Raw genomic sequence first — 14,180 nt, forward strand, 5'->3', positions numbered from 1 at the left:
AACGAGGGGTTCGCCATGTCCATTGCACCAGTCGCGTTGCACCGCGCCGCCATGCACCGCGCCGCCATGCACCGCGCCGCCATGCATCGCGCCGCCATGCGCGCCCTCGCGCTCCTCCTGACTAGCGCATTGTCGATGGCGCACGCGCGGCCCGCGTCGGCGCAGGAGACGGTCCCGTCGCTGTCGCTTGGCTTTGGCGTGGACACGGTGAGCGCCGACGTGCGCGGGATCGTGCGTACGCTGCGCGACTACTTCGCGCTCCCGCAACCGTCGCGCACGCCCACGCCACTGTGGAACGGTGAAGAGCAGCGCGGGCGGCGTGTGTACGATGCGACGGGCGAGGCCTACCAGGGATTCCCGGCCACGATCATCGAGGTCGTTCCGGAATCGCCCGACAATGACCTGTACGTGGTGCGTACGCTCTTCGCGCGCTACGACTCGGCGAGTCGCGCCATTCGCCCGCTCGCGGTCCAGCGCCTCTACGCGCGCCGCACCGGCGATCGCTGGACGCTGGAGAGTGCGTTGCCGCACCTCACCGCGCGGTGGAGCACGCTGCGCGTGGGACGCATCACCTTTCATCGTCCACCGGGTGAGCGGATCGACCGGGCGCGTGCACGCCGTACAGCGCAGCTCTTCGATGACCTGCAGCTTCGCTTCGCGATCGCCGACACGTCGACGCTCGACTACTACGCCTGCGGCTCGACGCGCGAGATGTACCGCATCGTGGGACTCGACTTCATGGTCGCTCCCTCGGGGCCGGGTACCGGGCGCGGTGGACGCGCGAGCGCGGAGCAACACCTCCTGCTGGCCGGCGATTCGTTGCAGGGCGAGGCGTACATCCACGAACTCGCGCACATCGCCTTCTGGCCCACGCTTCCCGCAGGCGGACGACATCACATGGTAGAGGAAGGGGTGGCGACATGGATCGGCGGTTCGCGCGGTGCATCGATCGATTCGCTCGCCGTGATCCTCGCGCGCTATCAAGCGACGCACCCCGGCGTGACGCTGCGCATGCTGGTGGACGGTGACGTCGCCGGCGTGTGGGGGCAGCCGGAGACCGATGCGATGTACGCCACCGCGGGAGTGATTGCGGCTGCGATCCACGAGCGCGGCGGCGATTCGGGGATCCGGCGCTACCTGGGCGTCACGGACGACAGCGCCTCGTTCTGGCGCGAAATGCCGGCGCTCCTGGGAGTTTCCGGGGACTCGCTCGAGGGGTGGTGGCGGGGCGAGGCCGCCCGCCGCGTGGCGCGTCGCCCCCTTCCCGCAGCGCCCAGTCGCCGTGGCGCACGATCGCGTTAGGGGCCGTTTTCACTGGGGAAATCAGCGTTAGGCAGCGCGCATCGCCACGCGACATCCCGAAAACGACGCGGCACCAGGATCCCCGGAGATCCTGGTGCCGCATACGTTCGTTCGGGCGGTGGACTGCCCCGCCTGCGTAATTGTAAGACCATTCCCGCCATTGCGCGAGCCCACCTCGCCAACTTCGCCAACCGGTCACGCTCGCGCCGATACCCCGTGCCTCACCCGCGATGACCGCCAGCGACCGCCGCATTCCTCCCCGCACTCCGCCCCGCTCTGCGTCGCGATAGGGGAATCGCACATGCCTCCGCTCCACACCAAACACGACGGGACGGGATGCACGACGCGCCCGGCTCCGGCGTTGCAGGTGACGGACTTTCAGGGGGAGAGAAAGCGATCGGCGAGGCGGTCGGCGATGTCCCACGGCGCCGAGTCGGTCCGGTTGGTCAGGATCACGATCACCAGCCCGTCATCGGGAAAACGCGCCACCCAGTTGGTGAAGCCGCGTGTCTCGCCATGGTGGCGCAGGCGCCGATGTCCCTGGTACTGCTCGACGAACCATCCAAAGCCGTAGTCTGTCGGCTTGCCATCCTCGAGCACGTAGGGCGTCGTGGCCTCGCGCCAGATCGAGTCACCCACCAGCGGCGCATGCCAGAGTGACGCATGCCAGCGCGCGAGGTCGTCCAGCGATGAGTAGACGCCACCGTCACCAAGCACCGCCGAGGTGCTGCTCTGGTCGGTGCGCGTCACGCTGTCGCCGCGCACCGTGTAGCCCCAGGCGCGCCGCGGTACCTGCGTGCGTCCCTCCTCGTGGGCGTAGCTGTCGTGCATCTCCAGTGGCACGAAGATGCGTGCGCGCAGGAAGTCGCCAAAACGCTCCTTGCTCACGCGCTCGACAATGAGCGCCAGCAGCGCATACGCCGTGTTCGAATAGCGCCACGACGTACCCGGGGCGAAGTACAGCGACTCGGCCCGCGTGCTCACGAGCGTGAGCGCGTCGAGGTCATGAACCTGTCGCTCAAGCGTATCGGGGACGAACGACTCGTAGTCCCACAACCCCGAGGTGTGCGTGAGCAGGTGGCGGATGGTGACGTTGCGCGCGTAGGCGGGCAGTTCGGGGAGGAAGTCGCGGGCGTGCGCATCGATCGAGAGCTTGCCGTCGCGCGCCAGGAGGAGGATCGCCGTGGCGGTGAACTGCTTCGTGAGCGAGGCGAGGCGATAGTTCGTGACGGGAGTGGCCGCAACGTTCGCCTCCACGTCGGCGAGCCCGAACGATTCACGCAGGAGCACGGTGTCGTGCCGCACGACGAGAATGCTTGCCCCTGGCATCCCCGGCGCCGCGAATCGCGCAAAGAGCGAATCGATGAGTGGGCGTGCCGGTCCGGCACCGGCTGCGCTCGCAACGTCTCGCGGCGTGGCGGCGCCGTCACCACGCCCGCTGCATGCCGCCAGCGCGGCGGTGACACCCAACAGCGCGTGCAGGAAGACCAGTCGCGCGCCGCGCGCACGATGCGGAGAACGACGGAGAGTCATGAGCGGGCGTTTCGTCGGGTGGATGGAGAGCGCGAGCCTTCGGTGCGCCACGTCGCGGCATTGCCCTTCGACACGGCTCGCTTCACGATTGCCGACATCCCCGCGATCTCCCACGTCCCGACAAGGGTGAAGTACACCGTCCCCATGAAGAGCGGACGCCACGGTTGCTCGGGCCACAGCCCACCAGAGGTGAAGCGCTGCGCCGCGATCACATCGGGGGTGACGCCGAGTGCGGGAATGGGAAGGAGGACGGCCATGAAGACGGTGACGAGATAGGCGACCACACCCACCCCCCAGCAGGTCGCCATGTAGGTGCGCTGCGCCTCACTTGGGATTGCACCCGCCAGCACGGGGAGGACGCGGTTGAGCATGAGGGCGAAGAAGGCAACCATGGGCCAGTTGGAGTCGGTCCCCGCCGAGAAGGCCCAGGCAAACAACATGTAGAAGGCGCCAAGCCCCGCCACGGCGCCCACCTTGCGCACTCGCTTCATGTCGGAGAGGACAACGATCCCGGTGAACGGCGCCGAGTGCACGACGATGAACTCGAGCAGGGTGAGCGTCGTGAGCCGCTTTACCAGGAAGGGGTCGATCGCCATCGGGCGCAGCCACGTGAAGAGGCAAACGCCGGCGAGGAGGAAGTCGGGAATGGCCGACAGCACCGCGCCGCCCACCGAGGCCTGCACGATGGCGGTGTTGCTCGCGGGGGATGCGACGGAGCGCGTGGGCATGCGAGTGCGAGGGGCGGGCACGTGGCGCGCTCCGCGCCGCTCCGTGGCTTCCCCGGCGCCGATGGCGTCGTGTTACATCCTGGGGCGCCCGTCGAGCTCCTCGATGGTGCGCGGCGAGGCGGAACGCTGCTTCTTGATGCGCGCGGCGTTCTTCTCGTTCACACTCATCACGCGCAGCACGTTCTCGCCGGCGAGCTTGCGCAGGTCGCCCTCGCTCCAGCCGCGCTTGGAGAGCTCGACGAGCAGGACGGGAAAGGTCGAGACGTCGCCCAGGCCATCGGGAAGTTCGTTCCCCGTGCCGTCGTAGTCGCTCCCCAACCCCACGTGGTCGACGCCGGCCACCTTGCGGATGTACTCGATGTGATCGGCCACGTCGGCCACGGTCGCGTTCTTGAAAGGATGCGCGCGCTCCCACTCGGCCTTGTCACGCCGCACGGCGGCGCTGTCGCCGCCGTGCTTCTTGAGCGACTCGTTGACGACCGCCGACTGTTCGGCTTTCCACGTGGCGACGCGCTGCGAGACGAAGCCGGGGACGAAGGCGACCATCACTACGCCGCCATTCTTCGGCAGGCGCTTGAGGATCGAGTCGGGGACGTTGCGCGGGACATCGGTGAGGGCGCGCGCCGCCGAGTGCGAGAAGATGACCGGCGACTCCGACACGTTGAGCGCATCGCTCATCGTGGCCGGCGAGACGTGCGAGAGGTCGACGAGCATCCCGAGGCGGTTCATCTCGCGGACGACGGCTTCGCCGAAGCGCGTGAGCCCGCCGTGCCGCGCCTTGTCCTGCGCCGCGTCGGCCCAGTCGAGCGTGACGTTGTGCGTGAGCGTGAGGTAGCGCGCCCCCAGGTCGTAGTAGGCGCGCAGCGTCCCTAACGAGTTCTCGAGGACGTGCCCCCCTTCCATCCCGATGAGCCCGGCGATCTTCCCGCTGGCCTTGGCGCGCCGCACGTCGGCAGCGGTGAGGGCGAGCTGGAAGGCCTCCGGATACTTCTCCACCACGCGCCGCGCAATGTCGATCTGCTCGAGCTGCAAGCGCGCGTAGCCCGAGTCCTTCGCCTCGCCGTCGACATACACCGACCAGAACTGCCCACCCACCATTCCCTGCCGCAGGCGCGGGATGTCGGTGTTTCCCGAGGTGTGCTTGCGGAGGTCGTACGCATCCACGTCACGGCGATTGGCGGCGACCTCGGAGCGGATGTAGCCCGGGAGGTCGTTGTGCCCGTCCATGAGCGGCGTGGTGCGCAGCACGCGGCGCACCTTGGCCCAGTGCGAGGCGTCGGCGCCCGACGGCCCCTGCGCGTGAAGGGGCGTGACAACGACGAGGGCGCAGGCGGCGACGAGGGCGGGAAGTCGAGTGGTCATTGGACGAGGTCGACCTTCACCGGCGGGGCGAAGGTGGAGTAGTTGAGCGCGAGGATGGTGGCCGAGATCTGATAGGCCCCCGGCGGGAGCGCCGTGGTGGACACGCTGCTTGGAACGAAGTCGGTGAGCCCGGTCCAGACGAACTTGCGTACGATCTGTCCCTTGGGCGGGAAGGTGTCGGTCTGGAACTGCTGCAGGTTGATGCAGTTGCGCTGCCCGTTAGGCGGCACGACGGTGGTGCCGGCGCTGTTGCGAATGGTGACGTTGAAGCGGCAGCTGGTGCCGTACGCGACGACGGCCGAATCGGTCAGCGTGCTGGTGGCGATGACGCTGATGGTGTCGGCCTTGCCGATCTTGAACGTGGTGGTGCTGAAGGCGAGGGTCAGGACGATCGGCTCTTCCCCCGTCTTGGGGATCACCGGGTCCTGGGTGCAGCCGAACGCGAGGGCGGCGAGTCCTGCGACGGCGACCGCAAGGGCGCGTCTGGTCATGGCTTGATTGTACGGGGCGGGTGCGGATTGCGACACCCGCGCGGGGGCGAACGGAACAGGACGCTAGAGGCGATCTGGGCGCTGGGCGCTGGGCGCTGGCGCCCGGGTGGTCAGTGTCCGGGGATGGCGGTGTTGAGGTTGTAGCGCATGATGCGTCCGTGGCGCCCGGTGCGGTCGCGTTCCAGGTGATAGATGTCGCCGGCGGGACCGGGCGATTGCTCGAGGAGGGCGTCGATGGCGCGCCGGTCGTCGTCCGTGAGCTGCAACGTGAGCGCCGCCAGGGTCGGCGCGAGGTGACGGGCGTGCCGCGCGCCAACGATGACCGCCGTCACCCCGGGCTGGTCGAGCACCCAGCGAATGGCCACCGTGCCGATGCGTACGCCGTGGCGCTGGGCGACACCGCGCAGCAGCTGCAACAGCGACTGGAACGACTCCCACCCCCCATACTCGTCGATGACGAGCTTGTACTTGGTGAGCGAGCGGTTCTCCAGCGGCTCGGTTGGTTCGCGGGCCCCCAGCCACTTCTCGGAGAGGAAGCCGCCGGCGAGCGCGCCGTAGCAGAGCAGCTCCACCCCGTGCGCCTTGCACAGCGCGGCCATGGCGCCGGCGGGGCGGCGGTCGAGGAGCGAGTATTGCAGCTGGTGCGAGACTACCGGGAGCCCATCGTCCAGCAGCGCCTCGAGGTGCGGCGTGTCGAAGTTGGTGACCGCCAGGTGGCGGAACTTTCCCTCGCGCCGCAACGCGTCGAGATAGCGCGCGGCGTCGAGCACACCGGGAATGTCGTAGTCCCACCAATGGAACTGCACGAGGTCGAGCGTGCGCACGCCGAGTCGCTCGCGCGAACGGTCGATGAGGCGGCGGATGTCGTGCGCGGTGAGCGAGGCCAGCGCCCCCAGGTCGGGGACGAACTTGGTGTGGACGCGCACCTGCTCGAGCGCGTGGCGGTGATTGTGCGCGGGGCGCCACTCGCGCAGGAAGTCGCCGATGAGCTCCTCGACACCCGTGTAGATGTCGGCGCAGTCGAAGGTGGTAATCCCCGACTCGGCAAAGGCGCGCATGTCGGCCAGCGCCTGCGCGCGCTCGATCGTGCCGTGCCCGCCCGCCAGCTGCCAGCCGCCCTTGATGAGGCGCGAGATGCGATAGCCGGGAGCCAGGTCGACGTGCGTCCGGGAGGGGGGGCTCATGTCGCGTTCGGGGGAGAGGCGCTGCGTGCTAGCGGTCCCGTGCCGGTGGTGCCCGGCATCGGGACGAGCGTGACGTCGCTGTGGCGAAAGGTCCGGCGCGCGATGCGCGTGATGCGGAAGCGCGCGCCGCAGTGCGGGTCGACGCAGGCGACGTCGGTGTCGGTCGTCATCCAGTCGGCGGGGTGTGTCTCGCGCTGCTTGGCCGGGAGGATGGGGAGGATGCCGGCGAGCGAGTAGAGCGGGAACGTCTGCCCGTCGGGAAAGCGAAGGTTCTCTCCCGAGAGTTCGAACCAGTCGCCCGCGCGGTGGTTGCACACCATGGGGCGTTCGGTGGCGACGACTTCGACGCGCAGGTCGTAGAGCGTGAACGTGTCGTCGGCGTGCGGTGCAGACATCCGGTCCTCTCCCGTGGGTGCGACGCGTGGTATGATAACGCCCGTGTCATCCCCTCTCGAATTCCACGGCCGCCTTGCCGGGGCGCTCGCCCCCTTTCTCCTTTTCCTCACCGGCGTGGGGTGGTTGGCGCTGTCGGGGGCGCCCGACGAGAAGGGGTTCTGGCCCATCCTCCTGGCTGCGCTCGCGCTGGGGCTTGCCCTGGCGAAGGATCGCACGCGCTACAGCGAGGCGGTGCTGGCGGCCATGGCGCAGCCCGTCGTGATGCTGATGATCATGGCGTGGCTCCTGAGCGGTGTGCTCGCCGTGTTGCTCAACGCCTCGGGCTTCGTGGAGGCGCTGGTGTGGGGGGCGCGAGCGCTGCACCTGACGGGGGCGGCGTATGTCGCGGCGGCGTTCCTCACGTGCTGCGTCGTCTCCACCGCCACGGGGACGTCGTTCGGGACCATCATGCTCGCGGGGCCGCTGCTCTATCCCGCGGGTGGTGCACTCGTCGCGCCGCCGGCGGTCCTGATGGGGGCGATCCTCGCCGGGGCGACGTTCGGCGACTCCATCTCGCCGGTCTCGGATACCACGATCGCCAGCGCGGGGTCGCAGCTGACGGATGTGCCCGGGACCGTGCGGGCGCGCCTCACGTACGTCCTCCCCGCCGGGGCGCTGGCGCTGGTGACGAGCGTGCTGCTGGCGATGGTCAGCACGCCGGTGTTAGGTAGTGCGCCTGGAGTGTCGTCCGCCGCTGAGTCGGCGGCCGTGGGCGCGGCGGCGGCGAGCGCGAGCGGCGGCGCGCGTGGCCTGGCGATGCTCCTCGTTCCCGCCGTCGTCATCACCATGCTCGTGCGCAAGCGGCACCTGCTGGAGGGGCTCTTTGCCGGCATCGCGCTCACGCTCGCCCTGGCGCTCGCGCTTGGCCTCCTCGAGCCCGCGCAGGTCTTCTACATCGACCGTGCCGCCTTTGGCGCCAAGGGGCTCATCATCGACGGCCTATCGCGCGGACTCGGAGTGTCGGTCTTCACCATCCTCCTCATCGGATTGGTCGGGGCACTGCAGGCGTCGAGTGCCGTGGAAGGGGTGCTCGCCTGGGCGCGCACCAGCACGCTCTCGCCGCGGCGCGCCGAGCTGTGGATCGTGGGAGCCGTGTCGGTCGCGGTGCTCCTGACGACGCACTCCGTGGTGGCGATGCTCACCGTCGGCGCCTTCACGCGTGAGGTCGGGGCGCGCGCCGGGCTGAGTGCCTATCGACGCGCCAACCTGCTCGACATGACGGTGTGCACATACCCGTTCATCCTCCCGTACTTTCTTCCGACGATTCTCGCATCGAGCGCGAGCGCGTCGGGCGCCGACTTCGGGATGCCGCGCGTGGCGCCGTTCAGCGCAGGGCTCCACAACACGTATGCGTGGGCGCTGGTAGGGGCGGTGGCGCTGGCGGTGGTGACGGGGTGGGGGAGAAGGGGGGACGGGGGTTGGGGGGTAGGGGGGTGAGGGTGGGTGCGGGTGCGCACACTGAACCACTCCTATCGGTGCGCCGAACGCCGCACCGTCTCCCCTCCCATCATGGCCCCCCGCCCCCCCACCACGCACATTCCCCCTCACCGGCGCCCGGCGCCCGGCGTCGCCCCTCGACGCCACCCCCGTCTCCCGTCCCCCGTCCCCCGTCCCACCAGGCCCCATGCGTCTTCGCCGCGCGCTCGTCCCCGCCCTCGCGCTCATCACGCTCTGCGCGCCGAACCTCCGCGCCCAGGCGACACGCGACTCGTTTCTCCCACGCGCGCGCCGCCTCATGCGCGAGGCCCCGTTCATCGACACGCACAACGACCTCCCCGAGATGTCGCGCCTCAAGGCGGGGTTCGATCTCGAACGCTACGACCCCGACAAGTCACTCCCCGACATCGACACCGACATTCCGCGCGCAATGAAGGGACAGGTGGGGGCGGAGTTCTGGGCGGCGTACGTCCCCTCGGCCTACGAAGGGAAGGGGGCTGGGACGATGGTGCTGGAGGAGATCGACATGATCCACCGCATGATTGCCCGCTCGCCGCGCCTGGCCTACGCCACCACAGCCGACGACATCGTGCGCATCCACCGCACGGGGAAGCTCGCCTCGCTCATCGGGATCGAGGGAGGGCATGCGATCGACAACTCGTTAGGGATGCTGCGCGACGTGTACCGCCTGGGAGCGCGCTACATGACGCTCACGCACGGCTCCACTACCGCGTGGGCCGATGCCGCCACCGATGCCCCGCGCCACGGCGGGCTCTCGCCGTTCGGCGAAGAGGTCGTGCGCGAGATGAATCGCCTCGGGATGATGGTCGACATCTCCCACGTCTCCGACGGCGTCATGAGCGATGTGGCGCGCATCAGCGAGGCGCCGCTCTTCTTCTCGCACTCGTCGGCACGCGCCCTCGCCGATCATCCGCGCAATGTTCCCGACTCGATTCTCATGCTGGTGAAGAAGAAGGACGGCGTGGTGATGGTGAACGCCTTCCCCGCCTTCGTCGACTCGACCGGGGCGCGGCTCATGCGCGATGTCTTCGGCGTCGAGCGCAAGCTGCGCGCGCAGTATCCCGACAACCCCGCCCGTGCCGACTCGGCGTTCTTGGCCTACATCAACAGCGTCCCCCCCACTACGCTCGAGCGCTACGTCGACCACATCGACTACATCGTCAAGCTCATCGGCGTCGAGCACGTGGGCATCGGCGCCGACCTCGGCGCGATCGAGCAACACCCCAAGGGGCTCGACGACATCTCGATGTTCCCCAATGTCGTCGCCGAACTCCTGCGCCGCGGCTACTCCGACGCCGACACGAAGAAGATCATGGGCGGGAACCTGCTGCGCGTGATGCGCAAGACGGAGCAGGTGGCCAAGCGGCTGCAAAAGGTGCGCAAGCCGAGCACGATGCGCTTCAATGACAAGGTGACGTCGTAGCCGCTGTCGCGCGGGGGCGAACGATGCAGCCACGTTCGTGCGCCGTTCGCCCGCGCCGCTACGCGTGCAGGCGGTCCCACTCCGCGAGTTGCGCGCGATAGGCGGCGTCGAGCGCGCGCTCGCCTCCGCGCGCACGCACGGCGGCGAACACGGCGCGCGTTTCCTCGTCCCACTCGGGCTCGCGCTGCCACGACTCCAGCAGCAGCTGCACGATGCGCAGGTCGGTCGCCGCGGCCTCGGCGTCGTGATGCATCTCGCGCAGGAGGGCGCTCTCCTCCTCGAGCAGGCGCGCCCACAGCCGGAGCCGGCGCGCGTCGCTCACGAGGTTCGCCGCGGTGCGCGTGTCGACCATCATCGCCATGGCCGAGGCGGGGCCAAGGAGCTCCATCGTCGCGCGCCGCACCTCCTGGCGCGCGCCCACCAGGTCGCCGTCGGTCTTGAGCTGCAGCACGCGTGCAATCGCCGCCGCGAGCTGCTCGATCATTCGCAGGATGTAGTCGCGCTGGACGAGGGCCATGGAGCTACCTGCCGGTGAGGGACACGACGCCATCGCATGAATGCTCGCCGGTGCAATGGCGCCCGGCACGGGGCAGGGGACGCCAACGGCTTGCCAGCGATGACCTAGTGTCCAACCTAACGCGACCACGCTCCGCCGGCGACCGTGAACTACTCGGCCACCGACGGGGCGTGCCCCCCATGCTCCTCGCGCGACTAGTTCCTCGGGACCGCGAGGGCGCCCGTGTAGTAGTCCATCACGGTCCCCTGCAGCACGAGGTTGTAGCGCGCGTTGACCAGCGCGCTCGCCGCTTGCACTTGCGTGGCGCGTGCCTGCGCCAGCTCGACCAGTGTTGCCGTGCCCGCGTTGTAGCGCTCGCGCGAGGTGAGCAGCGCCTGGTCGGCGGCCCGCACCTGCGCCTCGGCGGCGGCGAGCTGTTCGCGCGCCGAGGTGACGTCGAGCCAGGCCCGCAGCACCTGCAACCCCACCTCGCGCTTCTGGCTCTCGAGGGCAAGGCGCGCGTTGTCGGCCTGGATGCGCGCCTGCTGCGACGCGTTTGATGTGGAGAAGCGGTCAAAGACGGGGAGCGAGACGCCGAGGGCGATCGACCCGCCGCGCCGCTGGTCGAGCTGGTCGGTGAACGAGAAGTCGGAGACGCTGGAGAACGAGGTGTTGTACCCCAGGGAGAGCGAGAGCGTGGGCCAGCGGGAAGCGGCGGCGGCCTGTATCGAGGCGTCGGCCGCCTTGAGGCGCGAGTCGAGCGCCTGCAGGTCGGTGCGCTGCCGCGCCGCGAGCGTGATGAGCGAGTCCAGCGACGGAGCGGCCACGCCTGGCGCCTCCTGCGGAATGGTAGGTGTGACGAACTCATACTCGCCCGCCGGGTCCAGCTGCAGCGTCGACATCACGTCGATGCGCGCCAGTTCGAGTGCGCGGCGCGCGTTGGTGAGGTCCAGGCGAGCACTGGCCACCGCCGCCTGCTGCGTGTAGAGGTCGGAGATGGGGCGCTTGCCGGCGTCGACATACGCCTTCACCAGCGCCTCCTGGTCCTGCTGTGCCGTCAGTGCCTCCTCGCGCACGCGGAGCTGTTCCTGCTGCGTGACGAGCGCGACGTAGTTGGACGCCACGGAGAAGACGGCCGTCTGGCGCGCGCGCACGACCGTCTGCTCGCTCGCGGCCTGCGAGGCCTGCGACGCGCGAATGCTGGAGAGGTTCTTCTGCCCGTCGAACAGGGTGAGCGACGACGACAGCCCGGCGTTCACGTTCTGCGTCGAGTTGTTGACGATCGCCCCGTCGTTCTGGTTGAAGTTGCGCCCGTAGCTCTGCGTGCCTTGTGTGGTGAAGCGCAGGTCGGGAAGGAGCTGGCTCCGCGCCTGGCGCACGCTCACCGCGTCGGCGGCGGCTGCGTTCTCCGACTGGCGCAGGGCGACGTTCCGCTGCTGCGCCAGCCGCAACGCCTCTTCGTAGGTGATGACCTGACGCTGCGTTGCCTGCTGCCCCGCCGCGAGTGTGGGCAACGAGAACGCTGCAACTCCCGCCAGCATCACCGTCGCCGTCAAACGCTCGAGTCCTCTCGTGTATGCCATCGTCGGACGTCTCCGAATAGTTGTTTTGCTGTTCACATCCCCCCGCCCCCCCCGCACACCACCGCCGCACCGCGCACATCCGACCCTCCCGTCCCCCGTCCCCCGTCCCTACTCATATCGAAGTGCCTGAATCGGCCGTAACGCCGCCGCCTTGCGCGCCGGATAGAAACCGAAGAACACCCCCACCGCCCCCGAGAAGAGCACCGCGATCAGTACCGCCTCCGGCGAGGTCTTGGTCGTCCAGCCGGTCACCTGCCCCACGATGAAGGCGCCTAACACGCCGACCAGGACGCCAATGATCCCGCCCGCCACCGAGATCACCACGCTCTCCACCAGGAACTGCGTCAGCACATCGCTCCCGCGCGCCCCGATGGCCATGCGAATCCCGATCTCGCGCGTGCGCTCGGTGACGCTCACCAGCATGATGTTCATGATCCCGATCCCACCCACCAACAGCGACACCGAGGCGATGGCCGCCAGCAAGTACGACATGACCTCGGCCGTCCCGCTCGCCGCCTCGGCGAGTTCGTTCTGGTTCTTGATCGTGAAGTCGTCATCGGCGTCACCCAGGCGGTGCGACTCGCGCATGATCGCCTTCATCTCCTCCTGCGCCGCGGGGATGTCGTCAGGCGACGACGTGGCCGCGAGGATCTGCCCGATGAACGAGAAGCCGGCCAGGCGTGTCTGCGCCGTGGTGTAGGGGACGAGGACGATGTCGTCCTGGTCGGTCCCGGTGGACGTCTGCCCTTTCTTCGAGAGCACCCCAACGATCGTGAACGGGACGTTGCGGATTTGCACCTGCTGCCCCACCGGATCGATCCCGGCGAACAGGTTGTCGGCCACCGTCTTGCCCAGGATCGCCACCTTGCGCATGGCGCGCACGTCGGCGTCGGTGAAGAACTCCCCAGACTCCATCGGCCAGTCGCGGATCTCCTGGAAGTCGAGCGACACGCCCCACACCCGCGCGCGCCAGTTTCCCGAGCCGCCAATAAGCTGGCTCATGGTGAAGATCACGGGCGACACGGCCGACAGCAGCGTCGACTCGCGCTTGAGCTTCTCGGCGTCGTCGAGCGTGAGGCGGTTGAACGACTGCGCCCCGCCGCTCACCCCGCCGCGCTGCGAGGCGCCGGGGGTGATGACGATCATGTTGGTGCCGAGCGCGTTCACCTGCTCCTCGATGCGCGAGGTGGCCCCCTGGCCAATGGCGACCATGATGATCACCGCCCCCACGCCGATCACGATGCCCAGCATCGTGAGGAGGGTGCGCATCGTGTTCTTCCGGATGCTTTCCGAAGCCACCCGGACCAGCGTCGTGGTCTTCATGCGGTCACCGTCGGTTGCAGCTGGTCGTCGCCGGGCGCGGCGTCGAGCGTGGCCAGGTCGTCGCGCGCGATGTGGCGGTCGGCGACGGCGTGGTCGCGGATGATGCGCCCGTCGCGCACCTCGAGGATGCGGCGGGCATAGTCGGCGATGTCGTGCTCGTGCGTGACGAGAAGGATGGTGATCCCCTCGTCGTTGAGTTCCTGGAAGAGCGCCATGATCTCGATCGACGTACGCGAGTCGAGGTTCCCCGTGGGTTCATCCGCCAGCAGCAATCGCGGGCGCGTGACGATGGCGCGGGCAATGGCGACGCGTTGCTGCTGCCCCCCCGACAGCTCGTTGGGGAGGTGATGCATGCGGTCGCCCAGCCCCACGCGCCGCAGCGCCTCCTCCGCGGCCTTGCGCGTGTCCTTCCATCGCCCGGTGCGATCGTACAGCAGCGGGAGCTCGACGTTGTCGATGGCGCTGGTGCGCGCGAGCAGGTTGAACCCCTGGAAGACGAAGCCGAGCTTGCGATTGCGCAGGTCGGCCAGCGCGTTCACGTCGAGCCCCTCGACCGTCTCGCCGTCGAGTCGGAACGACCCTGTGGTGGGGACGTCGAGGCAGCCGAGGATGTTCATCAGCGTCGACTTCCCCGAACCCGACGCCCCCATGACGGCGATCATCTCTCCCTCGAACACCTCGAGGTCGACGCCGCGCAGCGCGTGCACGCGGTTGGCGCCTGACTCGTAGATCTTGGAGAGCGCGCTCGTCTGGATGAGGAGCGCCGGGCGCTCACCTCCCGATCGTGCGTGCGCGGCGTTCGTGGCTGGCGTGACCAAGGTCGACATGAAAAGCTCCTGCGGTGTGATGCGGTGCGTCACGT

Annotated in this window: 13 protein-coding genes; 3 read left to right on the forward strand and 10 right to left on the reverse strand. The window is 68.9% G+C overall.

What is annotated here, in order from left to right:
• Positions 1-15 precede the first annotated feature (15 nt).
• Entirely contained in the window at positions 16-1,302 is a 1,287-nt protein-coding gene (locus tag IT359_13580; GenBank protein MCC6930008.1) for a hypothetical protein, read from the forward strand.
• Positions 1,303-1,680: 378 nt separating this feature from the next.
• On the opposite strand, the gene IT359_13585 is transcribed toward IT359_13580, so the two are convergent.
• The 6 genes from IT359_13585 to IT359_13610 all read right to left on the reverse strand — a co-directional run bounded on the left by IT359_13585 (position 1,681) and on the right by IT359_13610 (position 6,995).
• Complete coding sequence (locus tag IT359_13585; GenBank protein ID MCC6930009.1) at positions 1,681-2,835, reverse strand: beta-lactamase family protein; 1,155 nt, start codon at positions 2,833-2,835, stop codon at positions 1,681-1,683.
• Positions 2,832-3,563 (reverse strand): hypothetical protein, encoded by a 732-nt coding sequence (locus IT359_13590; GenBank protein ID MCC6930010.1) that lies wholly within the window; start codon positions 3,561-3,563, stop codon positions 2,832-2,834. Before IT359_13590 ends, IT359_13585 begins: the two co-directional genes overlap by 4 nt.
• 72 nt (positions 3,564-3,635) lie before the next feature.
• On the reverse strand, positions 3,636-4,925 hold the full coding sequence (locus tag IT359_13595) for a dipeptidase (protein ID MCC6930011.1): 1,290 nt from the start codon (positions 4,923-4,925) through the stop codon (positions 3,636-3,638).
• On the reverse strand, positions 4,922-5,416 hold the full coding sequence (locus tag IT359_13600; protein MCC6930012.1) for a hypothetical protein: 495 nt from the start codon (positions 5,414-5,416) through the stop codon (positions 4,922-4,924). The genes IT359_13595 and IT359_13600 overlap by 4 nt, the downstream gene beginning before the upstream one ends.
• Positions 5,417-5,526: 110 nt before the next feature.
• The gene (locus IT359_13605; GenBank protein ID MCC6930013.1) at positions 5,527-6,600 is read right to left on the reverse strand and encodes an aldo/keto reductase; all 1,074 of its coding nucleotides are present in this window, start codon (positions 6,598-6,600) and stop codon (positions 5,527-5,529) included.
• Complete coding sequence (locus IT359_13610) at positions 6,597-6,995, reverse strand: TIGR04076 family protein (GenBank protein ID MCC6930014.1); 399 nt, start codon at positions 6,993-6,995, stop codon at positions 6,597-6,599. Before IT359_13610 ends, IT359_13605 begins: the two co-directional genes overlap by 4 nt.
• A gap of 43 nt (positions 6,996-7,038) precedes the next feature.
• On the opposite strand from IT359_13610, the gene IT359_13615 reads away from it, so the two are divergent.
• Together IT359_13615 and IT359_13620 are read left to right on the forward strand one after the other, a co-directional pair.
• Positions 7,039-8,472: a hypothetical protein gene (locus tag IT359_13615; GenBank protein ID MCC6930015.1), complete on the forward strand. Its 1,434-nt coding sequence runs from the start codon at positions 7,039-7,041 to the stop codon at positions 8,470-8,472.
• A gap of 187 nt (positions 8,473-8,659) precedes the next feature.
• On the forward strand, positions 8,660-9,916 hold the full coding sequence (locus IT359_13620) for a dipeptidase (GenBank protein ID MCC6930016.1): 1,257 nt from the start codon (positions 8,660-8,662) through the stop codon (positions 9,914-9,916).
• Positions 9,917-9,974: 58 nt separating this feature from the next.
• On the opposite strand, the gene IT359_13625 is transcribed toward IT359_13620, so the two are convergent.
• The 4 genes from IT359_13625 to IT359_13640 all read right to left on the reverse strand — a co-directional run bounded on the left by IT359_13625 (position 9,975) and on the right by IT359_13640 (position 14,145).
• Positions 9,975-10,433 (reverse strand): hypothetical protein, encoded by a 459-nt coding sequence (locus IT359_13625; protein ID MCC6930017.1) that lies wholly within the window; start codon positions 10,431-10,433, stop codon positions 9,975-9,977.
• Positions 10,434-10,627: 194 nt separating this feature from the next.
• On the reverse strand, positions 10,628-11,995 hold the full coding sequence (locus IT359_13630; GenBank protein MCC6930018.1) for a TolC family protein: 1,368 nt from the start codon (positions 11,993-11,995) through the stop codon (positions 10,628-10,630).
• A gap of 108 nt (positions 11,996-12,103) precedes the next feature.
• Positions 12,104-13,318 carry an ABC transporter permease gene (locus tag IT359_13635; protein MCC6930019.1) on the reverse strand — a complete coding sequence of 405 codons (1,215 nt, stop codon included), beginning with the start codon at positions 13,316-13,318 and terminating at the stop codon, positions 12,104-12,106.
• On the reverse strand, positions 13,315-14,145 hold the full coding sequence (locus IT359_13640) for an ABC transporter ATP-binding protein (GenBank protein MCC6930020.1): 831 nt from the start codon (positions 14,143-14,145) through the stop codon (positions 13,315-13,317). The genes IT359_13635 and IT359_13640 overlap by 4 nt, the downstream gene beginning before the upstream one ends.
• Positions 14,146-14,180 lie beyond the last annotated feature (35 nt).

This window comes from Gemmatimonadaceae bacterium, from assembly GCA_020852815.1.
Taxonomy (GTDB): Bacteria; Gemmatimonadota; Gemmatimonadetes; order Gemmatimonadales; family Gemmatimonadaceae; genus SCN-70-22.